Below are 21,772 nucleotides of genomic sequence, written 5' to 3'. Positions count from 1 at the left end.
CCCCATCGGCGTCACCCGATCAAGCCAGCGATATTCTTCCAGAGCCCCAAATTGCCCAGATCGTTGAACGTCACGAAGAGCATCAGGGCCAGGATTGCGAGCAAACCGCCGCGAAACGCCCATTCCTGAGCCACCGGCTCCAGGGGACGCCGTCGCACCGCTTCGATCGCATAGAAAAGAAGATGACCGCCATCCAGCATCGGCACTGGCAACAGGTTGATGAACCCCAGATTGATGGACACCAGCGCCACGAAGAAAACAAAGGCGTCGATACCCAGCGACATCTGCTCGCCCGACACCTTCGCGATCGAGACGGGACCGCCCAGTTCCTTGACCGAACGGCGGCCCGAAATCACCTGGCCCAGCGTTTCGACCATCATGCGGACGATCTCGCCGGTGCGCTCGACCGCGACCACGGGCGCGCGCAACAGGCTGACCGGCTGGACATCGATCGTGCCCGCCCCGCGCAGGCCCAGGCGGCCGACACGATACTGGTTGCCGAAGCGATCGCGCTGCTGCTCGCTGCCGATCGTGGTGGAGGTGGTGAAGGGCGTGCCGTTCCGGGTAGCGGCGATCGTCACCGGCTCACCGGCGCGAATCTGCACATAGCGGGCGATATCGGCAAAGTCGGTGACCGCACGGCCATCGATCGCGGTGACCCGGTCGCCGGGCTTCAGGCTGGTCGCGGCGGCCGCACTGCCCGGCATCACCTGTCCGACGACCGGCGGGATCACCACTTCGCCATAAGCATAGGCAAAGCCGGCCAGGATCAGGATGGCGGCGAAGAAATTGATCGCCGGGCCCGCCGCGACGATGATCGCGCGCTGCCAGACGGGCTTGGCCTGGAATGTCCGCGCGCGCTCCTCGGGCGGCAGTGACAACCATGCCGCGTCGGGCTGGCTGGCCGGGTTCATGTCGCCGGCGAACTTCACATAGCCGCCCAGCGGCAGCCAGCCGATCTTCCACCGGGTACCGCGCCGGTCGGTGAAACCGGCCATCTCCCGGCCGAACCCGATCGAGAACGTATCCGCCTTCACCCCGAACCAGCGGCCGGCGAGATAATGCCCCATCTCGTGAACGAACACGAGCGGGCCGAGCGCACAAACAAAGGCCAGGATGGTCAGCAACAGGCCGGGGGTTTCGATCAAACGATGCAATCCTCTACGCGCTCACCCGCCAAGACCCTCGCCTCCGCATCGATCGCGATCACCGCGTCCAGCGTTTCCGGCGGGGCCGGGTCGTAGCGATGGAGAACATCCTCGACGATTGCGGCAATTTCGAGGAAGCCGATACGACGCGCAAGAAAAGCCGCCACGGCGACTTCATTGGCGGCGTTCAGAATGGCCGGCGCTGCTCCGCCCGCTTCCAGCGCGGCCCGAGCGAGTCGAAGGGCCGGGAAGCGCACCGGATCGGGCGCATCAAAGTCCATCCTTCCTAGCGCGACGAGGTCGAGCGGAGCCATCGGCGTCGGCATCCGGTCCGGCCAGGCCAGGCAATGCGCGATCGGCACCCGCATGTCCGACGGCCCGAGCTGCGCCAGCATCGAGCCATCGACATAATCGACCGCCGAATGGATGACCGATTGCGGATGCAGCACGATCTCGATTCGATCGGAGGGGACCGGGAACAGCCGCGCGGCCTCGATCAGTTCCAGCCCCTTGTTCATCATCGTCGCGGAGTCGACCGAGATCTTAGCGCCCATCGACCAGTTCGGATGCGCCACCGCCTGCTCCGGCGTGACGCGGCGCATGTCCTCTGTCGACCATTCCCGGAACGGCCCACCGCTGGCGGTCAGCACGATCCGGCGGACCCGCTCGGGCCGTGCGAAGTCGAAGCACTGATAAATGGCGTTATGCTCGCTGTCGGCCGGGAGCAGCGTCGCGCCCGCCTGGGCCGCGGCAGCCAGCACCACCTCGCCTGCCGAGACCAAGGGCTCCTTATTGGCCAGCACCACCGTGCCGCCATTGGCGATCGCGGCCATGGCGGGTTCGAGGCCCGCGCAACCGACGATCGCGCCCATGGTCCAGTCGACCGGCATCGCCGCCGCCTCGATCACCGCCGCGCGGCCACCCGCCACACCGGTCTCGGTACCGGCCAAGGCCTCACGCAGGTCTGGGAGACAGCTTTCATCGGCCACCACCGCCAATTCGGCATTGGTGCGTCTCGCCGCCGCCGCCAGCTTGGCAACGTCGCAATTGGCGGTCAGTGCGCGGACATAGTAACGGTCCGGCTCGCGCTCGACCAAATCCAGGGTCGAGGTGCCGACCGAGCCGGTAGCACCCAGGATCGTCACGCTACGCATCAGAACAGGTCCGGCAGGAAGATCAAAAGCGCGGCAACCGGCGCGACTGGCACGATGCCGTCCAGCCGGTCCATCACGCCGCCATGGCCGGGCAGGACGTTGCCGCTGTCCTTGACCCCGGCGCGCCGCTTGAGGGCGCTTTCGAACAGATCGCCGCCCTGCGCCAATACCGCCAGGAACGGCGTCGCCACGACCAGATGCAGCGGCAGACCATGCGCCCAGCGCATCGCCATGGCGAGCAAGGTCGCGGCCGCCACGCCGCCGATCAGGCCGGACCAGGTCTTGGCCGGACTGATCGTGGGAGCGAGCTTGGGCCCGCCAAATTGCCGCCCAACGAAGAACGCGCCGCTGTCACAGGCCCAAACCAACGCCATCGCCCAGAGCGACAATGCCAGCCCATCCTCGTGCAGCCGAATAGCGAGCAGCGACAGGACGGGCAGACCGACATAGAGGGCACCGGCGCCATATTCGGGCCGCCGCGAGATGATGGTCAGAAAGAAGAACGATGCCGCGATCAGGCCCAGCGCGAAGAAGCCCGGCCCGGCGGCCAGGCCGGGGGCCATGATCGCCAGAGGTACCGACAGGGTGAACTGCGCCAGCCGTTTGCGCGAACGATCCACCTTCAGCAGGTCGGACCATTCGGCCATCATGAACAGCGCGACGACCACCGCGAGCAGCCAGAAGGCCAGATCGCCGAGCGCCAGACACAGGCTGGCCACCGCGATCATCACAATGCTCGCCAAGACCCGCTTGGTCAGGTTGGACATGCCGGAGGCGGGGGGCTTTGCCGGCGGCTCGACAGGCGCACCGGCAGGATCAGATTGGGATTCGGTCACAGGCCGCCGAAACGCCTATGTCGTCGGCCGAACTCCGCCACCGCATCGACCAACGCCGCATCGTCGAAATCGGGCCAGAGCGTGTCGACGAACAGCAATTCGGCATAGGCCGCCTGCCACAACAGGAAATTGGACAGACGCTGTTCCCCCGACGTGCGGATGACGAGGTCCAGCGGCGGCAGGCCGTTCGTCTGCAGCTCACCTTCGATCGCGTCCGGGGTGATCGCCTCGGCATCCATTTCGCCGGCCGCGACCTTGAGCGCCAGCCGCTTGGCCGCCTCGACCAGTTCGGCCTGGGCTCCATAATTCAGCGCGATCGCGAGGATGGGACCGGTATTCGCCGAGGTCCGCGCGATCGCGTCGTCGATCATCGCGACCAGATCGGCCGGGAAGCGGCGATAATCGCCGATCACCCGCAGCCGGACATTGTCCGATACCAGCTCGGCCAGGTCCTTGCGCAGGAAGATGCGCAACAGGCCCATCAGGTCGCTGATCTCGGTCTCGGGCCGCCGCCAATTCTCCGAAGAGAAGGCATAGAGCGTCAGCGCCTCGATCCCCATCGCCCGTGCCGCGCGCGCGATACGGCGCACGGCGTCGACACCGGCCTTGTGACCGGCGAAGCGGGGCAGCAGACGGCGTTTGGCCCAGCGGCCATTGCCGTCCATGATGATCGCGACGTGACGCGGGACCGCACCCGTATCGGGCACGGCCACCAGCGACCCCAGAGCCGTCTGGGCCGAGGCGGCCGGAGGACTCACTTGCCCAGGATTTCCTTTTCCTTGGCCGCGGCCGCAGCGTCCAGCTCAGCGATGGTCGCGTCGGTCAGCTTCTGCACCTCGGTCTCGTGACGCTTGCGCTCGTCCTCGCCGAACACACCCTTCTTCTCGTCGGTCTTCAGGCTATCCATGCCGTCGCGGCGCACATTGCGCACCGCGATGCGCGCGCTCTCGGCATACTTGTTCGCGAGCTTGGCAAGCTCCTTGCGGCGCTCCTCGGTCAGGTCGGGGATCGGCAGGCGCAGCGTCTGGCCGTCATTGATCGGGTTCAGGCCCAGACCCGCCGAGCGGATCGCCTTTTCGACCGACGACACGTTCGACTTGTCCCACACCTGCACCGAGAGCATGCGCGGCTCGGGCGCGGAGACGGTCGCGACCTGGTTCAGCGGCATGTGGCTGCCGTAAACTTCGACGGTGACCGGATCGAGCAACGCGGTCGATGCGCGACCCGTGCGCAGGCCGTTCAGATCATGCTTCAGCGATTCGACCGCGCCCTGCATGCGGCGTTCGAGATCGGACTTGTCATACGCGGCCATGGTTTACGCTCCTTGGTTCTGGACGATCGTCGACACGCCTTCGCCGGCCAGCACGGCACCGAAATTGCCATGTTCGCGGATATTGAAGACGACGATCGGGATATTGTTGTCGCGGCACAGCGCGATGGCCGAGGCGTCCATGACCTTCAGGTCATCGGACAGGACCTTGGAATAGCTGACGGTCTCGTAACGGGTCGCGGTCGGCACCTTCTTCGGGTCGGCATCATAGACGCCGTCGACGCTGGTGCCCTTGAACAGCGCATCGCACTTCATCTCCGCGGCACGCAGCGCGGCACCGCTATCGGTGGTGAAGAAGGGCGAGCCGACCCCGGCGGCGAAGATCACCACGCGGCCCTTTTCCAGATGCCGTTCGGCACGGCGGCGGATGAAGGGCTCACAGACGCTCGACATCGGGATGGCAGACTGAACGCGGGTGTCGACGCCGATCTGCTCCAACGCGTTCTGGACGGCCAGCGCGTTCATCACGGTCGCGAGCATGCCCATATAATCGGCGGTGGCCCGCTCGATGCCCTTGGCCGCTGCCGACAGGCCGCGGAAGATGTTGCCGCCACCGACGACGACGCACAGCTCATAGCCCTTGGCGCGCACGTCGGCGATCTCCTGCGCGACGCGCGCGGTGATCTCCGGCGAGATGGCCAAGCCCCCCTCGCCCATCAGGACCTCGCCCGACAATTTGAGGAGGATACGTTTGAAGGGCGGGGTGGTCATCGTTTCTCGGATCTTGGTCATGAAAGTGGCGCGGACCTTAGGCGGCGTCCGGGCAGCGGGCAACCGTAGAGCGGCGGGTTGCGGGGAATTTCGTGGGGGCGCAGTGTCTCACGAAAACGACTTGGCATTTCAAACTCCCCTGCCCCCATTCAGGCTGAGCGAAGTCGAAGCCCATGGGACTCCGTTCATCGCGTGCCCTTCGACTTCGCTCAGGGTGAACGGAGGATGGGAGAGCCCGCCCCGTTCAAACCCAGCGTGGGGAGATCACCGCCCCCTATATGCAAAGAGAGCGGCCACCTTCCGGCAGCCGCTCCCCTAGCCTCATCGTCCCATCACGGGACGACGCAGGAATTACGCCTTCTGCGGAACGCCCGAAGCCGCGGCCACTTCTGCTGCGAAGTCCGACGCTTCCTTCTCAATGCCTTCGCCCAGCTGGAAGCGGACATAGTCCACCAGCTTGATTTCGGCACCGGCGTCCTTGCCGGCCTTCGCCACAACGTCGCTGATCTTGGTCTTGCCGTCGATCACGAACAGCTGGCTGACCAGCGCGTGCTCCTTGCGGTACTTGGCGATCGAGCCTTCGACCATCTTGGCGATGATATCGGCAGGCTTGCCCGACTCGGCGGCCTTTTCGGTCGCGATCGCGCGCTCACGCTCGATCTCGGCCTCGTCCAGGTCTTCCTCGTTCAGCGCCTTGGGGAAGGCAGCGGCGATGTGCATCGCCAGCTGACGGCCGAGCGACTGCAGCGTCTCGTCGGCGGCTTCCGACTCCAGCGCGACCAGCACGCCGATCTTGCCCAGGCCCGGTGCCTGCTGGTTGTGGACGTAGGACACGACCGCGCCCTTCGACACTGCGAGGCGCTTGGCGCGACGCAGCGACTGGTTCTCACCGATCGTCGCGACGTTGTTGGTCAGCACTTCGGCGACGGTGCCGCCCTGCGGCATCGCTTCGTTCTTCAGCGCCTCGATGTCGTCGCTGGTCTTCAGCGCGATCGCGGTCACGTCCTTCACGAACGCCTGGAACTGGTCGTTCTTGGCGACGAAGTCGGTTTCCGAGTTCACTTCGACGGCGGCACCGACGGTGCCGCTGGTGGCGACGCCGACCAGACCCTCGGCGGCGGTACGGCTCGACTTCTTCTGCGCGGCCGCCAGGCCCTTGGTGCGCAGCCAGTCCAGCGCGGCGTCCATGTCGCCATTCGCCTCGGCCAGCGCCTTCTTGCAGTCCATCATGCCCGCGCCGCTCTTTTCGCGCAGGTCCTTGACCATCGCTGCGGTGATATCGGCCATTGTCTCAATCCTCTGTCTGAAAAGGGGGATGCGGGTAGGGCCGCCCCATCGGAGGCGGCCCTTAGCACGGCTTGCATGTCAAGCCGATGTCACCGACCGAAAGGTTGCCCCGCCCGGTCGATGATCGCCCCGCCCGCACCGCGGGGCCTTGTCACGCGATTAGGCGTCGATCTGGCGCTCGGCCTCGACGGCCTGTTCGGCGGTTTCGGTCGGAGCGACGGTCAGCGCTTCCTCCACGGGCGGCTCGGCCATCGCGCCGAAATCCGCGCCGCTGCGGCGCTGCTGCTCGTTGTTGCCACGGGTCGCGGCGATCGCCACGGCTTCGCAATACAGGCGGATCGCGCGGCTGGCGTCGTCATTCGCCGGAACCGGGAAAGCGATGCCGTCGGGCGAAACGTTCGAATCGAGGATCGCGACGACGGGGATGCCCAGGGTGTTGGCTTCCTTGATCGCCAGCTCTTCCTTGTTGGCGTCGATCACGAACATCACGTCGGGCACGCCGCCCATGTCGCGGATGCCGCCCAGCGACAGCTCGAGCTTATCGCGCTCGCGGGTCAGGTTCAGCACTTCCTTCTTGGTCAGGCCGTGCGTGTCGCCCGAGAGCTGCTCTTCGAGCGTCTTGAGGCGCTTGATCGAGTTCGAGATCGTCTTCCAGTTGGTGAGCATGCCGCCCAGCCAGCGGTGATTGACGAAATGCTGGCCCGCACGACGCGCGGCCTCGGCGACCGGCTCCTGCGCCTGGCGCTTGGTGCCGACGAACAGAACCTTGCCACCGCCCGCGACGGTCGAGCTGATGAACTCCAGAGCGCGCGCGAAGAGCGGCACGGTCTGCGACAGGTCAAGGATATGGACGCCGTTGCGATCGCCGAAGATGTAGGGCTTCATCTTCGGGTTCCAGCGGTGGGTCTGGTGGCCGAAGTGCGCGCCGGTTTCGACCAGCTGCTGCATGGTGACGACGGGTGCCGCCATAATCTAATTCCTTCCGGTTATGCCTCTGGGAAGCGGATGACGCGGCGGGCAAAGCCCATGCGCACCGAAATATGATGCTTCCCATGCGGTGTTGAGGAGCGCGCCCTTAGCGAACGACGGATGGGAATGCAAGCGCGAACACCCGTTCACTTTTGTTCTAAGCCCCATTGACTCAGGAACAAGGGTGGAACATAAGATGATCGCAAGAGGGAACATGACTTGATAGCGGTGAATCGCCAACGCAACGTCGCTGCGTTGGCACGACTCATCCTGTTGTTGCGGTGATAGCGACGGAACTGATCAAAAATTCCAATGGTTACAGCCCGGTTAATATGCCGGACTATATGGTAAGGCAGGAGGCAGACATCATGATGATCGTGGTGAGTGTTCTGATTTTCACGGGCGCCTTGGTCGCCGCCATCGCCACCATCGCGATGATGATCGCCCCTCAGTGGCGCCGCATCCTTCACTTGGCCACCGGCCATGTGGAGCCAGCCTTTACCCCCTTGGCTACGTTGGTCGTAGCCGAGCGTCGTATCGCCGTCAGGCGCTGGGCGGCGGGCTCGCCAGCCCCCGCGATGGCGTGGCGCCGCCGCGCAGCCGCTTGACCCGACCATAGGCGATCATGCTGAACGGGATGCTGCCCAAATAGGCCAGCGAAAGCGCCGTTAAGGCATGCCAAGGGGCTGACAGCAGCGCGGCCCCTACTAGTACGATGATCGCCAAGACCTCGAACCGGACGTTGCGACGGAGGCGGAATGAGGTCCATGAAAAAGTTGCCACGCTCGACACCATGAGCAGCGCGATCAGCGTCACCCAAGGCGCGACGAGCAGTGGCGAAGCGAAAAACGGCTCGCCGGTCCAGAACCAGAGATAGAGCGGCAGCATCGACAAGCCTGCACCCGCCGGCGCGGGAATACCGGTGAAGTAGCCGGCCGTCTTGCGGGGCTGATCAACGACATCCAATTGCGAATTGAACCGCGCAAGGCGAAGCGCGCAGAATACCGCGAGCAATAGGGCCGCGATCCAGCCGATGCGCGGCAAGGTCCATAGCGACCAGAGATACAGGATCAACGCCGGCGCGACGCCAAAGGAAATGGCGTCCGAGAGCGAATCCAGCTCCGCCCCGAAACGGCTCTCCCCCCGCAGCAAGCGCGCGATCCGCCCGTCCAGCCCATCGAGCACCGCCGCCACCATGATCATGGTGACAGCCGCTTCCCAGGACTGGGCGATGGCGAACTTCACGCCCGTCAGACCGGAACATAGCGCGAGCGCCGTCACCGCATTGGGGGCGATCGCCCGGAGGGGCAAACCACGCGGCGGACCGCGACGCGCGAAACGGGGAGAAATCGCCATGGATTATTGCGCGATGCCGGTCATCGGCCTGCCGCCAACACGGCCAAGCACGGTCTCACCTGCCACCGAACGCTGGCCCAGGCACACCTGCGGCGTGACGTCATCGGGCAGATAGACGTCGACGCGGCTGCCGAAGCGGATGAGGCCGACGCGCTGACCGGCGGCGACCATGTCGCCCGGCTTGACGAAACCGACGATGCGGCGCGCGACCAAGCCGGCAATCTGGGTAAAGCCGATCTTGCGGCCATCGCGCCCCTCGACCACGAAATGCTGGCGCTCATTCTCGTCCGACGCCTTGTCGAGATCGGCATTCAGGAACTTGCCCGAGATATAGACGACCTGACGGATGACGCCCGCGATCGGTGTGCGGTTGATGTGCACGTCGAACACCGACATGAAGATCGACACGCGGACCAGCGGCGCCTCGCCCAGTTCGCCGACCAGTTCGCGCGGGATCGGCACGCGTTGGATCATGGTGACCAACCCATCGGCGGGTGCGACGATCAGGTCGTCGCCCTGCGGCGTGGTACGCACGGGGTCGCGGAAGAACGCCGCGATCCAGATGCACAGGCCGACGAACGGCCAGAACAATATCTTGGTGATCAGCGTGGCGAGCAGGGTCAGACCCGCCCCGATCAGCACATATTTGCGCCCTTCAGGATGGACGGCGGGAAAACGCCACTTGACCGTGGTGGTGGCGATGGGAGGCTTTTCAAGCGAAGGCATCGGGCCTGTCTACCTGTCCACCGGCCATCGCACAATCTTTTCGGTTCGCCCCGGCCCTTTCGCCTATCCCGAGGGGTGGTTGATCCGCCGCGCCCCCTCCCCTAGACGCGTGGCAAACCAGCCTAATCTGAAGGATGCGCATATGGCGAAGATCAAGGTAAATACCCCCGTCGTGGAGATCGACGGCGACGAAATGACCCGGATCATCTGGGAATGGATTCGCGAACGCCTGATCAAGCCGTATCTCGATATCGAGCTGGCCTATTACGATCTGTCGGTCCAGAATCGCGATGCGACCGGCGACCAGGTGACGATCGACAGCGCCCACGCCACCCAGAAGTATGGCGTCGCGATCAAGTGCGCGACCATCACCCCCGACGAGCAGCGCGTCGAGGAATTCGGCCTGAAGAAGATGTGGAAGTCGCCCAACGGCACGATCCGCAACATCCTGGGCGGCGTGGTGTTCCGCGAGCCGATCGTCATCAAGAACGTGCCCCGCCTGATCCCGGGCTGGACCCATCCGATCGTCGTCGGCCGTCATGCCTTCGGCGACCAGTATAAGGCGACCGACTTCAAGGTGCCCGGCAAGGGCAAGCTGACCATGAAGTGGGAAGGCGAGAATGGCGAGACGATCGAGGAGGAGGTGTTCAACTTCCCCAGCTCGGGCGTCGCCATGGGCATGTACAATCTCGACGAATCGATCCGCGACTTCGCACGCGCCTCGATGAACTATGGCCTAGGCCGCGGCTGGCCGGTCTATCTGTCGACCAAGAACACCATCCTGAAGGCCTATGACGGCCGCTTCAAGGATATCTTCCAGGAAGTCTACGACGCCGAGTTCGCCGACCAGTTCAAGGCGGCGGGCATCGAGTATCAGCACCGCCTGATCGACGACATGGTCGCCTCGGCACTGAAGTGGCACGGCGAGTTCGTCTGGGCCTGCAAGAATTATGACGGCGACGTGCAGTCGGACCAGGTCGCACAGGGCTTCGGTTCGCTGGGCCTGATGACCTCGGTCCTGATGACCCCGGACGGCAAGACGATCGAGGCGGAAGCAGCGCACGGTACCGTGACGCGTCACTATCGCCAGCATCAGCAGGGCAAGGCGACCTCGACCAACCCGATCGCGTCGATCTTCGCCTGGACCGGCGGCCTGAAGTACCGCGGCAAGTTCGACAACACCCCCGACGTCGTCCGCTTCGCCGAGACGCTGGAGAAGGTCTGCATCAAGACCGTCGAGAACGGCCAGATGACCAAGGACCTCGCCATCCTGATCGGCCCGGACCAGCCCTGGATGACCACCGAGCAGTTCTTCGAGGCGATCCGCGTGAACCTCGAAACCGAAATGGGCAACTGGCAGTAATTCTGTCGCAAAATTGTGAAGAAGGGGCTCGGAGGCGCCAGTCTCCGGGCCCTTTTTTAGACCTGCCTTCAGCCTGAGCGAAGTCGAAGGCTACGCTGAAACCTCTCCCATCTCCCTCAGAGCGAACCGGAATCCCTAGGCCTTCGACTGCGCTCAGGCTGAACGGGGGATGGGATTATACTTTTTCAACTTTGCAACGGGCGTAAGGCCATGCGCCCCCAAGGCGTCATGATGAGCGAAGTCGAAGCGCACACCCCGCTCCCGCCGTTCAACGAGCCATTACGCCCATCGGCCTATTGCCGCCCTTCCCGCTCCAGATACGCAATGACGTCCGCCCGCGCGAGTGGATCGGGCAAGCCCTCAAAAGTCATTTTCGTACCCGGTGCGAAGCGCTGTGGCGAGGTCAGCCAGCGATTCATCGTCGCCCGGTCCCAATGCCCGCCGACCCGCTCTAGCGCGGCGGTATAGCCATAACGCGCACTGCCGCCTGCTACCGGCTTGCCCATGATGCCATGGAGATTGGGCCCTGCCCGATCCAACTCGCCCTTGCCGATGGTATGACACGCCAAGCATTGCCCAAAGGTTCGTGCCCCGGCATCCGCATCGGCGACCTTCATCAGGGCGTCCAGCGAGGGATTGGGCCCCGCCGCCTTCAGCCGCGCCGCCCGGTCGCCATCCCCACAGCCGGCCAACGCCAGCATCGACAAAAGCGGGAATATCATGCGTCGAGACAGGCCATTCATGGCCGCCCCCTAGCCCCGCCACCGACCCTTGGTCAGTGGACCGATCGTCTCATCCTCGTTTCGCGGGAATAACGGACTGACAAGCAGGTCAAAGCCGGGTTAGTCTGTCACCATGGCATTACGGCTCGACAATCAAGGTTTCTCCGACGCTCTCGTCATCCTCGGTTCGGCGGGGATCGTCATCCCGGCCTTTGCCCGCTTCCGCGTCAGCCCGGTCATCGGGTTCATCCTGGTGGGATTGCTGGTGGGGCCGGCAGGGCTCGGATCGCTCGTCCCCCATGCGCCGTGGCTCTATTATCTGACGATCTCCAATCCGGAATCGATCGAACCCTTCGCCGAGTTCGGCATCATATTATTGCTGTTTTCCATTGGGTTGGAGCTTTCTTTTCGTAGGCTTTGGGCGATGCGCAGGCTGGTGTTCGGTACCGGCGCGGCCGAGTTGCTCGGCTCGGCGATCCTGATCGGCGGGGCATTGCATTTGATGGGCCAGGGGTTGGCGGGCGCGATCGGGCTCGGGCTGGCGCTGACCCTTTCCTCGACCGCGCTGGTGCTCCCCTTGGTCGGCACCACCAGCCCGGTGGGACGCGGTGCCTTCGCCATGCTGCTGTTCGAGGATCTCGCGCTCGTCCCCATCATCTTCGCACTGGGTGCCATGGCGCCGACCGCGACCGATGAAGGCTGGGTCGGGATTGCGGGCGTGGCGCTGCGCGGCGGCCTGACCGTGGTCGCCATGTATCTCGGCGGCAAGTTCGTCCTCCCCCGCCTCTTCGCCCAGGCGGCGCGGACCAAGAGCCCGGAGCTGTTCCTGGCCGCCTCGCTGCTCGTCGTCATCGTCGCCAGCGTCGCCACGACCGCCGCCGGGCTGTCGCCGATCGTCGGGGCGCTTCTCGCCGGACTGCTGATCGCGGAAACCGAATATCATTCGGAGGTCGAGGTGATGACCGCCCCCTTCAAGGGGCTGGCGCTGGGCGTGTTCCTGATCACCGTCGGCATGAGCCTGGACCTGCGGCTGATCGCCAAAAATTGGGACATGCTACTGCTCGCGGTGGTCGGCGTCGTCGCAGTGAAGGCGGTGGTCACCTATTTGCTGTTGCGCGTCGCGCATGCCCGGCGAGGCGTGGCGGCGGAGACCGGGTTGCTGATGGGCAGCCCGTCAGAGACGACGCTGATCGTGCTGGGCACCGCCGCCCAGGCGCAGCTCATCCTGCCTTCGACCGCCAGCTTCTGGCAGACGGTGACCGCGATCGGCCTGACCATCACGCCGCTGCTCGCCAAGGCCGGGCGCGTCATTTCGCGCCGGATCGAAGCGCGCAGCGGCGATGGCCCCGCCGCGCCGGAGTTGGAGGCCGATGCGGGACGCACCGTCATCATCGGCTTCGGCCGCGTCGGCAAGATGATCGCCGACATGCTGACCGTCCATGGCCAGCCCTATGTCGCGGTCGAAGCGGATATCGATTCGGTCAGTGAAGCCCGGCGCGCTGGCTATCCGGTGCTCTTCGGCGATGTCGCGCGGGCGGAACTGGTCGACCGGCTGCACCTGCCCGCCGCCCGTGCCCTCATCCTGACGATGGACGATCCGGTGCTGACCGTAAGGCTGGCGCGTCGCATCCGACAGGCCGCCCCCGACCTGCCGATCATCGCGCGCGCGCGGGACATGGCGCATGCGACCGAACTCTACCGCGCGGGCGTCAGCGAGGCGGTGCCCGAAACGCTGGAAAGCTCGCTGCAATTGTCCGAGGCGGTGCTGGTCGATCTGGGCGTGGCGATGGGGCCGGTGATCGCCTCGATCCACGAGAAGCGCGACGAACTGCGGCAGGTCATCCGGCGCGAGGCGCAGTTGCAGCGCGAGCCGCGTATCCGGCGGCTGCGACGGTTGGGGGAACAGGGCTGAGCAAATCCGCCCCATGCTTCAGCATGGGGCGGAATAGCGATTAGCCCAGGCGGCCGAGCGCCGCGTGAAGCCGTGCCGCTTCGGCCATCTTGTCGGCATGGTCGGCGCGGGCCTTTTCCACCGCTTCGGGCTTGGCGCGTTCGACGAAGCTGGCATTGCCCAGTCGCCCGCCCAGCGCGTCCCGCTCCTTCTCGACGGCGGCGATCGCCTTGGTCAGGCGCTGGCGCTCGGCGTCGAGGTCGATCACCCCCTCCAGCGGCAGGACGAAGGTCGCCTCGTCGACCACCACCTGCGCGGCACCGCCGGTCGCTTCGCCGTCCGCCGCCTCGACGCGGGCGAGACGGGCCAATGCGGAGGCCTGCCGCTCCAGACGCGCCTTGGTCGCGTCATTGGCGTCACGGACATGCATCGGCAGGCGCGCGCCAGGCGGCACGTTGAGCTCGGTCCGTGCGGCGCGGATTTCACTGACCAGACGGATCAGCCAGTCGATCTCGCGCTCCGCCTCGCGGTCGAGCGCGCGCGCATCCGCCATCGGCCAATGGGCGACGATCAGGTCATGATCGCGCGCGCCCATGGCATGCCACAGTTCCTCGGTGATGAAGGGCATGAAGGGGTGGAGCAGGACCAGGATCTGGTCGAGCACCCAGCCCGCGACGGCGCGGGTTTCCTCGCCGCCCTCTTCGCCGCCTTGCAGGACAGGCTTGATGAGTTCGAGGTACCAGTCGCAGAAGCGGCTCCAGACGAACTGATAGATCGCGTTCGCCGCGCCGTCGAAACGATAATCGGCCAGCGCGAGGTCGACCGCTTGTACGGTCTTCACCGTCTCGGCGATGATCCACTTGTTGACCGCCAGCGTGGCGTTGGGAGCCTCCAGCATGGTCGAGGCGCCGATGCCGTTCGCCTGGGCAAAGCGCGCCGCGTTCCACAGCTTGGTTGCGAAGTTCCGATAGCCCTCGACGCGGCGTTCATCCATCTTGATGTCGCGGCCCTGGCTCTCCATCGCCGCCATGAAGAAGCGCAGCGCGTCGGCGCCATACTGGTCGATCAGGCCCAGCGGATCGACCGTATTCCCCTTCGACTTCGACATTTTTGAGCCGTCGGCGGCACGGACAAGACCGTGGAGATACAAAGTCTTGAAGGGCACATCTTCCATGAAGTGGATGCCCTGCATCATCATCCGCGCGTCCCAGAAGAACAGGATGTCGAAGCCGGAGATCAGCACGTCGTTCGGGTAGCGGCCCGCCAGCGTCTTGTCGCCATTATCGGGCCAGCCCAGCGTCGCAAAGGGCCAGAGCGCGGACGAGAACCACGTATCCAGCACGTCCGGGTCGCGCGTCAGGGTCACGCCCTCGCCTGCCTCGGCTTGCGCCTCTTCCTCGCTCTCGGCGACGAACACCCGGCCGTCCTCGGCGAACCACGCTGGAATCTGGTGGCCCCACCAGAGCTGGCGGCTGACACACCAGGGCTGGATATTCTCCATCCAGTTGAAGAAGGTTTTTTCCCAAGCCTGCGGCACGATCTTGATCTTGCCCGAGCGCACGGCCTCGATCGCGGGCTGGGCCAGCGTCTTGGCATCGACATACCATTGGTCGGTCAGCCACGGCTCGATCACCACGCCCGAACGGTCACCGAAAGGCGTCTGGATCGTGCGCGGCTCGGCATCGTACTCGGTGCCGTCCTTGTCGATATGCGGGATGAGGACGCCCTCATCCTTCAGCCGCGCGACAACGGCCTTGCGCGCCTCGGTTGTCGACAGGCCGACGAACGCGTCGGGGATCAGCCCGTCAGCAGTCTGAACGATGCACGCCTTGGCATCGAGCATGTTGAGCATATCGCGCGCCTCGATGCCCACACGGCGGCCGACCTCGAAGTCGTTGAAGTCATGGCCGGGCGTGATCTTGACCGCGCCCGAACCCAGTTCGGGGTCGGCATGTTCGTCGGCGACGATCGGGATCAGGCGGCCGGTGATCGGCAGACGCACCTGCTTGCCGATCAGCGCGGTGTAGCGCGCGTCCTCGGGATGGACCGCGACCGCCATGTCAGCCAGCATCGTCTCGGGCCGGGTCGTCGCAACCTCGATAAAACCCGATCCGTCGGCGAGCGGATAGCGCAGACGCCAGAAGCTGCCCTTCACTTCGCGCGTCTCCACCTCCAGGTCGCTGATCGCGGTGCCCAGCCCGGCGTCCCAGTTGACCAGCCGCTTGTCGCGATAGAGCAAACCCTGTCGGTAAAGGTCGACAAAAACCTTCAGCACCGCCTTGCTGAAGCCTTCGTCCATGGTGAACCGCTCGTTCGCCCAGTCCATCGAGCAGCCCAGACGCCGCAGCTGGCCGGTGATCTGGCCGCCGCTCTCCGCCTTCCACGTCCAGACCTTCTCCAGGAACTGGTCGCGGGTGAAGTCGGTGCGCTTCTCGCCGCGCGCATTCATCTGGCGCTCGACCACCATCTGGGTCGCGATGCCGGCATGATCGGTGCCGACGACCCACAGTGCATCCTTTCCCTTCAATCGGGCATGGCGGACCAGAATGTCCTGCAACGTGTTGTCGAGCGCGTGGCCGATATGCAGGTTGCCGGTGACGTTGGGCGGCGGGTTGACGATCGTCCAGGGCTCGGCGTTCGGGCGGTCGGGGCGGAACAGGCCCTTTTCCTCCCAATGGCCATACCAGCGGGCTTCGATTGCGGCGGGGTCGAACGTCTTGGGCAGCTCAGTCATGACGCTGCCTTAATCAGCCGCGTCGGCTTGCGCCAGATGCTGCCGTCAGGTTCTGGCGCCGGGCCGATCGAGCACCGCGCGAATCCGCTCGTTGAGGTCGGCGCGGCGATAGGGCTTGCGGATCAACTCGTAGGAGCGCGCGCCCTCATCGATCGCCTCATCGGCAAAGCCGGTGGTCAGCAGCACCGACAGGCGGGGGTAGTCACGCCGCACCGCCTGTGCAAGCGCGACGCCGTTCATGCCGCCGGGCATCAGAATGTCGGTAAAGAGCAACTGAAAATCGCTATCGCCCGCGAGATAATCGAGCGCCTCACGCGCGCTGCGTGTCAGGACGACATCATAGCCCAGATCCTCGAGCATCGATCGACCCAGATCGCCGACATCCTCCTGATCCTCGACCATCAACACGCGCTCGGCCCCGCCCTTGCGCGCGGGCTGCACCGGGCTGGCCCGGCGTTCGGTCACGCCGGCCGCGCGTGGGAAATAGAGCGACAGGACCGCTCCACCCTCGGCCTCCGGATCGACCGTCGCCAGTCCGCCCGACTGCCGCATGAAGCCATAGACCATGGCGAGGCCCAGTCCCGCCCCCTTCCCCATTTCCTTGGTGGTGAAGAAGGGATCGAACACCTTGTCGGCGATCGAGGCATCGATGCCGGGACCATCATCGGCGATCCGCACCATCACATATTCGCCGGCCTCCAGATTGGCCGGGCCTTCGGGCTGATCGGCGGACTGGATCATGTTGCGGGTCGAGATGGTCACGACGCCCTGATCGCCTTTGCGCACGATCGCCTCGCGCGCATTGTTGACGATGTTGAGCAGCGCCATCTCCGCCTGGACAGGATCGATCCGGCAGTTCCAGAGATTCTCCTCCAGCCGCTGCCGCAGAACGATCCCCTCGCCCGCGGTCCGGTTGAGGATGGGGCGGAAATCCTCGATCAACTGGTTGAAGTTGAGCAGCCGGTCACGCAGTTCCTGCTTGCGGGCGAAGGCAAGCAATTGCTGGGTCAGCGTTGCGCCTCGTGCGGCGGCTGCACCGATCGCCTCGACCGCGCGACGCCCGCTGCGGTCGCCGGCATCGATTCGTGCATCCAATATGTCGGAATAGCCGATGATGACCTGGAGCAGATTGTTGAAGTCATGCGCGATGCCGCCGGTCAGCTTGCCGACCGCCTCCATCTTCTGCGCCTCGTGCAGCGCATCCTCGGCCTCGCGCCGGCGCGAAATGTCGAGCTGACTGCTGAAGAAATAGACGAGTTCGCCCGCATCGTCATAGACCGGCGACACGAACAACGCGTTCCAGAAGGTCGAGCCGTTCTTGCGATAGTTGAGCAGTTCGACCGCGATCTCGTCACGCCGCTCCACCGCCGCGCGGATTTGCGCCACAACGTCGCGATCGGTCTCCGGACCTTGCAGAAACCGGCAATTGGTGCCGAGAATCTCGTCCTCGGAATAACCGGTCATGAAGCTGAAGGCTTCATTGCAGAAGACGATAGGGTTGTCGGGCTGGCGCGGATCGGTGACGATCATCGGCATCCGCGTGGTCTTCACCGCCGCGAAGAAGATGTCCGACTGGCCCGAATGCGGCGGGCGCGCGTCCGCAATGGGCGGCGACGACACCGGCGCGTGTTTCGCCTTGTCCGTATCAGCGGGCCTGTCGATCGCGGTCATGGCCAACGAACCCGGCGATGGGACGCGGGTTCCACCATGACAGTCATGCCCGACGGATTCCCCGCCAGCGGCATCAGCGCCCTTCGCGTGTGATCCGGGCGATTTCCTTGGCCACCATCGCCTCGACCATCTCCGGCAGATGCGCGTCGAGCCATTCGCGCAGCATCGGGCGGAGCATCTCGCGGACCAGCCCCTCCAAGGTGCCGTCGCTGCTGGGTTCGGGCTTGACCATCATCCGGCTGAGCGACTCCAAAGCGCCGCGGCTCGCCTCCGCGGCGCGGGGCGACACGATCGCCTCTTCATTTTCCGAGGCATGGACGGGCTCGGCCGGCGCGACCGGGGCCGCTGCGGTCGGAGCCGGCGAAGGTGCCACGGGTTCCGGGGCAGCCGGCATCGGCTCGGGCGCGCTGCGCAACGCCGATTCGGCGGCACGCGCGGCAGCGGCTTCGACCTTCATGCGCAGCGGCATGGGATCGCTGAGCTCCAGGATCTCGGGTTCGTCATCCTCGGCGACTGGCGACGGCACGGGGCGCGGCTGACGACGCTGACGCGTCGGCACTTCGCCCTCTTCGGCGATGATCCTTTTGATCGAGGAAAGGATTTCCTCCATCGACGGTTCGGCGCTGATCTCACCCATGACCGCAATCCCCATTGAAGCCCCCAGGCCCCCAAGCCTTGTGACCGGCGTTATTGCCGGTTCGGTGACGAAGCACCTGTGGTTAATGCGGGGCTTCTGTCAACAGGGGCGTTCACATCGGCATCGAGCGGACGGGTAATCGCCGCCGTTTGCGCCGGGGTTCCGGCGGTGGTGCTGGCCACCGGCGCGGGCTCACCATCGCCGTCCCAGTCATTGATGCGGTTGCGCACCCGCTTGTAATTGGTCACCGGATCGTAGAGCGAACCGCCGTCCAGCCCCAGGTCGCGCGCCTCGGCATTGCCCATCGCCGCGATCAGCGCGAAGCCCGCGACATAGGCATCGCGCCGCGCGGTCACCAGCGTGACCTGGCTGTTCAGCAATTCCTGCTCGGCATTCAGGATGTCGAGCACGGTGCGGGTACCAACGCTGTTCTCGGCGCGCACGCCCTCCAGCGACAGCGAGTTGGCGCGCACCGCCGATTCGGCCGAGGCAATCACCTCCTGCGAGGATTGCCAGACGGCATAGGCGGAGCGGACTTGCGCCACGACCTGCCGCTCGGTCGCGGTGGTGTTTTCCAGCGCCTGGCCACGCAGCGCCTCGGCCTGGCGGACCTGCGCCGCCGGACGACCGCCCTGGAACAGCGGCATAGTCAATTGCGCGCCCACCGTGGCGTTCACGCCCGAGGTCGGCACGTTGCCTGCGCCCGCCGGCACGTTGATCGAGCCGAGATAGTTGAAATAGTTTCCGCTCGACACCGCCGCGATACGCGGCAGCCGGTTGGCGCGCGCGACATTGATGTCGTAGCGAGCCGCGTCGGCGTTGCGTCGCGCCGCGATCAACTGCGGGTTCTGCTCCAGCGCGACGCCCACCGCCTCGTTGGGCGAGGCCGGCAGCGCGGGGAGCGCGGGCGGCTGTTCCAGCCCCACCGGCGCGACGCCCACCACCTGGACATAATTTTCGCGGCTGGAAATCAGATTGGCCTGCGCCGACTGCAACTGCGCGCGCGCCTGCGCCAGCCGCGCCTCGGACTGCGCCACATCGGTACGGGTCAGATCGCCTACCTGAAACCGATCGCGCGAGGCGCGCAAATTGGTCTCCAGCACGTTGACGTTCCGGGTGTTGAGGTTGACGATCGCCTCGTCCCGGATGACGTTCATATAGGCCGCCACCACATTGGTAAACAAATTGGCCTCGACCCCGCGGAGCTGCGCCCGGCCCGCATCGACCCGCGTCTCCGCCGCGCGCACCGCATTCTTGACCGCGCCGCCTTGATAAAGCGGGACCGACAATTGCAGCGCACCCGTCGCCACCCGTTCCGGGTTCAGGAAGTTGTTGTTCGCGACAATGACGTTGTCGGTGAACTGCGCCTGCGACTGGAGCGACGGCAGGCCGTTGGACCGTGCGATCGGCACATTCTCATCGGTCGCGCGCTGGGCGGCGCGCTGACCGGTGATCGTCGGGTTGCTCTGATACGCCCGCACCATCGCCTCGCGCAGCGTTTCCGCCGAAGCGGACCCGGCCAGCAGCAGCGCCGAACCGATCAGGACGCCAGAGGTCAGGGACGGACGCATCGACATCAGAACTGGAACGCTCGGGGGCGAGCGAAGCCCGGCAGGATGGCGCATTCGGCATCGGCGAAGGGACGCACGCCGTGACCACCCTCGGTCCGACGACCGCTGGCGAGACGGGTCACGCCCTTGTCGACCAGACCGGTGACGATACGACCGCCGACACGCACCTGCTCGATCAATGCGGAGGGGATTTCCTCGACCGCGCCGTCGATGACCAGCACGTCATAGGGCGCTTCGGCCGGATAGCCGGCGGTCAGCGGCGCCTCGATCAGCTTGACCTTGGCATCGCCGGCCAGCGCGGTGCGAGCGGCGGCGAGCAGCTCGGCACTCTCCTCGACCGCAACGACCTCGGCCACGATCCCGGCAAGCAAGGCGGCCGTATAGCCGGTGCCCGCACCGATCAGCAGGACGCGGTCATTGGCTTCCAGATAGGCCTCGGTCAGCAGACGGCCGGTCGCCATTGGAAGGTTGACCGCACGCCCCTGCCCCAGGTCGATCGTGCCGTCACGATAAGCCACTTCGCGCAGGCCTTCGGGCACGAACGCCTCACGCGGAACGCGCGCCATCTGCGCCACGACCCGCTGGTCGTTGACCGCCGTAGTACGCAACTGGCTCGCCACCATTGCGTGGCGCATGGCGTCGAAATTCGAGGATTCGTTGCTGGTCGTCATCATGGCCCATCCCTGTCGCACAGCCGTTTTAGTTGTGCAATACACTAATTTGGTTCCCGCCGCTTCTATCGCGCCCACTCGGTTCCGCCAAGCGGAGGGATGCCGGCTGGCGAACCCGATCGGCGTCCGCTTTGCGACAAAATGTGACAGGAGGAGCCAATCGCACGCCTTCCCGTTTCACCGGCATTCCGGCGCTTCCCGCCACTCGGCTCATTCTGGAGTAGCCCCATGAAACGGAGTACAGGCTTTCTTGGTGCCGGCATTATCGGCGCCGCTGTCCTGGGCGGATCGATCACCGCCGGCTATCTGGAGCAGAGGTTGAACGCACAGCCCGCAGTCGCGACATTCGGACAAGGCGTATCCGAGGCGCAGAAAATGGAACGGCGGCGGGGTAGAGCGGCGGCCGTAGCGGTGGCGGAGACGGCAGTGCAATAAAGCCCGGACATGGCGGGCTTTGGTCGGGGATTTAAAGTTGATCGGGAGGTGGATAGCCGCCCTAATGCAAAGCGATGGCCCGCTTTTTTCTACAGATCGGTGGGCGGCGGTGGCACCCTACCCAGCCCCCGCAGATGGCAGCCCAACGCCTGAAAACGATCGGGCCAATTCAGACTGACGCGGCTGGACAGTATATTGCGCGGGATCGCGAGGCCTCACCATTGTGATGGCCCGGAACAAGACTCACCAGAGCCGTGTCATCTGTCCTTCCAAAACACAGGCAGGACGTTGCCGCTTCGATATGCTGTACAACCCTGTGAGCGCTTCCTCAATCGCCCGCCGCCAGGCCTGATTCCCGCGAGACCGGAACAGGAACAGCGCGTAGTTTTCTGATCCACCGCACACTCGCTGTTGACAGCGGGACAAAAACCGCAGAAATGCCCGCCTCCCACGCATCGAGGCGCGATGGCGGAGTGGTGACGCAGAGGACTGCAAATCCTTGCACCCGGGTTCGATTCCCGGTCGCGCCTCCAGATTTTCGAGCGGATCGATCGCATCTG

Annotated in this window: 19 protein-coding genes and 1 tRNA gene; 4 read left to right on the top strand and 16 right to left on the bottom strand. The window is 65.2% G+C overall.

All coding sequences use genetic code 11. The features are described 5' to 3' along the window. Window positions 1-11: 11 nt before the first annotated feature. From rseP to SP6_RS03635, 10 genes are all read right to left on the bottom strand, one after another. Window positions 12-1,148 carry an RIP metalloprotease RseP gene (gene rseP / locus SP6_RS03680; RefSeq protein WP_007404282.1) on the bottom strand — a complete coding sequence of 379 codons (1,137 nt, stop codon included), beginning with the start codon at window positions 1,146-1,148 and terminating at the stop codon, window positions 12-14. Beyond that, on the bottom strand, window positions 1,145-2,302 hold the full coding sequence (gene dxr / locus SP6_RS03675; protein ID WP_037568149.1) for a 1-deoxy-D-xylulose-5-phosphate reductoisomerase: 1,158 nt from the start codon (window positions 2,300-2,302) through the stop codon (window positions 1,145-1,147). Before dxr ends, rseP begins: the two co-directional genes overlap by 4 nt. Beyond that, window positions 2,302-3,069, bottom strand: a complete 768-nt coding sequence (locus SP6_RS03670) for a phosphatidate cytidylyltransferase (protein ID WP_007404450.1) — start codon at window positions 3,067-3,069, stop codon at window positions 2,302-2,304. The genes dxr and SP6_RS03670 overlap by 1 nt, the downstream gene beginning before the upstream one ends. 65 nt (window positions 3,070-3,134) lie before the next feature. After that, a complete protein-coding gene (locus SP6_RS03665; protein WP_007404387.1) occupies window positions 3,135-3,851 on the bottom strand; it encodes an isoprenyl transferase in 717 nt (238 codons plus the stop codon). 41 nt (window positions 3,852-3,892) lie between these two features. Next, window positions 3,893-4,450 carry a ribosome recycling factor gene (gene frr / locus SP6_RS03660; protein WP_007404456.1) on the bottom strand — a complete coding sequence of 186 codons (558 nt, stop codon included), beginning with the start codon at window positions 4,448-4,450 and terminating at the stop codon, window positions 3,893-3,895. A 3-nt stretch (window positions 4,451-4,453) separates the two neighbouring features. Beyond that, entirely contained in the window at window positions 4,454-5,179 is a 726-nt protein-coding gene (gene pyrH / locus SP6_RS03655; protein WP_007404426.1) for a UMP kinase, read from the bottom strand. A 351-nt stretch (window positions 5,180-5,530) separates the two neighbouring features. Continuing rightward, complete coding sequence (gene tsf, locus SP6_RS03650) at window positions 5,531-6,466, bottom strand: translation elongation factor Ts (protein ID WP_007404374.1); 936 nt, start codon at window positions 6,464-6,466, stop codon at window positions 5,531-5,533. Between the two features lie 159 nt (window positions 6,467-6,625). Next, window positions 6,626-7,435 carry a 30S ribosomal protein S2 gene (gene rpsB / locus SP6_RS03645; RefSeq protein WP_007404486.1) on the bottom strand — a complete coding sequence of 270 codons (810 nt, stop codon included), beginning with the start codon at window positions 7,433-7,435 and terminating at the stop codon, window positions 6,626-6,628. Window positions 7,436-7,978: 543 nt separating this feature from the next. Continuing rightward, window positions 7,979-8,791, bottom strand: a complete 813-nt coding sequence (pssA, locus tag SP6_RS03640) for a CDP-diacylglycerol--serine O-phosphatidyltransferase (protein WP_007404420.1) — start codon at window positions 8,789-8,791, stop codon at window positions 7,979-7,981. 3 nt (window positions 8,792-8,794) lie between these two features. Next, entirely contained in the window at window positions 8,795-9,517 is a 723-nt protein-coding gene (locus SP6_RS03635; RefSeq protein WP_007404274.1) for a phosphatidylserine decarboxylase, read from the bottom strand. 142 nt (window positions 9,518-9,659) lie between these two features. Between SP6_RS03635 and SP6_RS03630 the strand changes: the two genes are divergently transcribed. Further along, complete coding sequence (locus SP6_RS03630; RefSeq protein WP_007404436.1) at window positions 9,660-10,880, top strand: NADP-dependent isocitrate dehydrogenase; 1,221 nt, start codon at window positions 9,660-9,662, stop codon at window positions 10,878-10,880. Window positions 10,881-11,173: 293 nt separating this feature from the next. Here SP6_RS03630 and SP6_RS03625 read toward each other — a convergent pair whose 3' ends face one another. Beyond that, window positions 11,174-11,602 (bottom strand): c-type cytochrome, encoded by a 429-nt coding sequence (locus SP6_RS03625; RefSeq protein WP_007404455.1) that lies wholly within the window; start codon window positions 11,600-11,602, stop codon window positions 11,174-11,176. Window positions 11,603-11,735: 133 nt separating this feature from the next. Here SP6_RS03625 and SP6_RS03620 point away from each other — a divergent pair, with 133 nt between their 5' ends. Continuing rightward, on the top strand, window positions 11,736-13,514 hold the full coding sequence (locus tag SP6_RS03620) for a cation:proton antiporter domain-containing protein (protein ID WP_007404323.1): 1,779 nt from the start codon (window positions 11,736-11,738) through the stop codon (window positions 13,512-13,514). Between the two features lie 40 nt (window positions 13,515-13,554). Here SP6_RS03620 and SP6_RS03615 read toward each other — a convergent pair whose 3' ends face one another. From SP6_RS03615 to SP6_RS03595, 5 genes are all read right to left on the bottom strand, one after another. Next, window positions 13,555-16,227: a valine--tRNA ligase gene (locus SP6_RS03615; RefSeq protein WP_007404338.1), complete on the bottom strand. Its 2,673-nt coding sequence runs from the start codon at window positions 16,225-16,227 to the stop codon at window positions 13,555-13,557. A 45-nt stretch (window positions 16,228-16,272) separates the two neighbouring features. Next, complete coding sequence (locus SP6_RS03610; protein ID WP_050794139.1) at window positions 16,273-17,898, bottom strand: histidine kinase famiy protein; 1,626 nt, start codon at window positions 17,896-17,898, stop codon at window positions 16,273-16,275. Window positions 17,899-17,971: 73 nt separating this feature from the next. Further along, window positions 17,972-18,535 (bottom strand): DUF2497 domain-containing protein, encoded by a 564-nt coding sequence (locus SP6_RS03605; protein ID WP_007404394.1) that lies wholly within the window; start codon window positions 18,533-18,535, stop codon window positions 17,972-17,974. 50 nt (window positions 18,536-18,585) lie between these two features. After that, window positions 18,586-20,112, bottom strand: coding sequence for a TolC family outer membrane protein (locus tag SP6_RS03600; RefSeq protein WP_007404389.1), 1,527 nt, complete (start codon window positions 20,110-20,112; stop codon window positions 18,586-18,588). Further along, window positions 20,112-20,780: a protein-L-isoaspartate O-methyltransferase family protein gene (locus SP6_RS03595; protein ID WP_007404390.1), complete on the bottom strand. Its 669-nt coding sequence runs from the start codon at window positions 20,778-20,780 to the stop codon at window positions 20,112-20,114. The genes SP6_RS03600 and SP6_RS03595 overlap by 1 nt, the downstream gene beginning before the upstream one ends. 225 nt (window positions 20,781-21,005) lie before the next feature. Here SP6_RS03595 and SP6_RS03590 point away from each other — a divergent pair, with 225 nt between their 5' ends. Next, window positions 21,006-21,212: a hypothetical protein gene (locus tag SP6_RS03590; protein ID WP_007404302.1), complete on the top strand. Its 207-nt coding sequence runs from the start codon at window positions 21,006-21,008 to the stop codon at window positions 21,210-21,212. A gap of 459 nt (window positions 21,213-21,671) precedes the next feature. Next, window positions 21,672-21,745 (top strand) — tRNA-Cys (locus SP6_RS03585). Window positions 21,746-21,772 lie beyond the last annotated feature (27 nt).

Source organism: Sphingomonas paucimobilis NBRC 13935 (genome assembly GCF_000739895.2).
In the GTDB taxonomy this organism is placed as follows: domain Bacteria; phylum Pseudomonadota; class Alphaproteobacteria; order Sphingomonadales; family Sphingomonadaceae; genus Sphingomonas; species Sphingomonas paucimobilis.
This window is presented reverse-complemented; position numbering and strand designations above follow the sequence as displayed.

Bases quoted from the DNA above. Each gene is read 5' to 3' on its own strand.
- dxr (WP_037568149.1), bottom strand. From the start codon at position 2,302: ATGCGTAGCGTGACGATCCTGGGTGCTACCGGCTCGGTCGGCACCTCG.
- SP6_RS03670 (WP_007404450.1), bottom strand. From the start codon at position 3,069: ATGTCCAACCTGACCAAGCGGGTCTTGGCGAGCATTGTGATGATCGCG.
- frr (WP_007404456.1), bottom strand. From the start codon at position 4,450: ATGGCCGCGTATGACAAGTCCGATCTCGAACGCCGCATGCAGGGCGCG.
- pyrH (WP_007404426.1), bottom strand. From the start codon at position 5,179: ATGACCACCCCGCCCTTCAAACGTATCCTCCTCAAATTGTCGGGCGAG.
- tsf (WP_007404374.1), bottom strand. From the start codon at position 6,466: ATGGCCGATATCACCGCAGCGATGGTCAAGGACCTGCGCGAAAAGAGC.
- rpsB (WP_007404486.1), bottom strand. From the start codon at position 7,435: ATGGCGGCACCCGTCGTCACCATGCAGCAGCTGGTCGAAACCGGCGCG.
- pssA (WP_007404420.1), bottom strand. From the start codon at position 8,791: ATGGCGATTTCTCCCCGTTTCGCGCGTCGCGGTCCGCCGCGTGGTTTG.
- SP6_RS03635 (WP_007404274.1), bottom strand. From the start codon at position 9,517: ATGCCTTCGCTTGAAAAGCCTCCCATCGCCACCACCACGGTCAAGTGG.
- SP6_RS03630 (WP_007404436.1), top strand. From the start codon at position 9,660: ATGGCGAAGATCAAGGTAAATACCCCCGTCGTGGAGATCGACGGCGAC.
- SP6_RS03625 (WP_007404455.1), bottom strand. From the start codon at position 11,602: ATGATATTCCCGCTTTTGTCGATGCTGGCGTTGGCCGGCTGTGGGGAT.
- SP6_RS03620 (WP_007404323.1), top strand. From the start codon at position 11,736: ATGGCATTACGGCTCGACAATCAAGGTTTCTCCGACGCTCTCGTCATC.
- SP6_RS03615 (WP_007404338.1), bottom strand. From the start codon at position 16,227: ATGACTGAGCTGCCCAAGACGTTCGACCCCGCCGCAATCGAAGCCCGC.
- SP6_RS03610 (WP_050794139.1), bottom strand. From the start codon at position 17,898: ATGACCGCGATCGACAGGCCCGCTGATACGGACAAGGCGAAACACGCG.
- SP6_RS03605 (WP_007404394.1), bottom strand. From the start codon at position 18,535: ATGGGTGAGATCAGCGCCGAACCGTCGATGGAGGAAATCCTTTCCTCG.
- SP6_RS03600 (WP_007404389.1), bottom strand. From the start codon at position 20,112: ATGTCGATGCGTCCGTCCCTGACCTCTGGCGTCCTGATCGGTTCGGCG.
- SP6_RS03595 (WP_007404390.1), bottom strand. From the start codon at position 20,780: ATGATGACGACCAGCAACGAATCCTCGAATTTCGACGCCATGCGCCAC.
- SP6_RS03590 (WP_007404302.1), top strand. From the start codon at position 21,006: ATGAAACGGAGTACAGGCTTTCTTGGTGCCGGCATTATCGGCGCCGCT.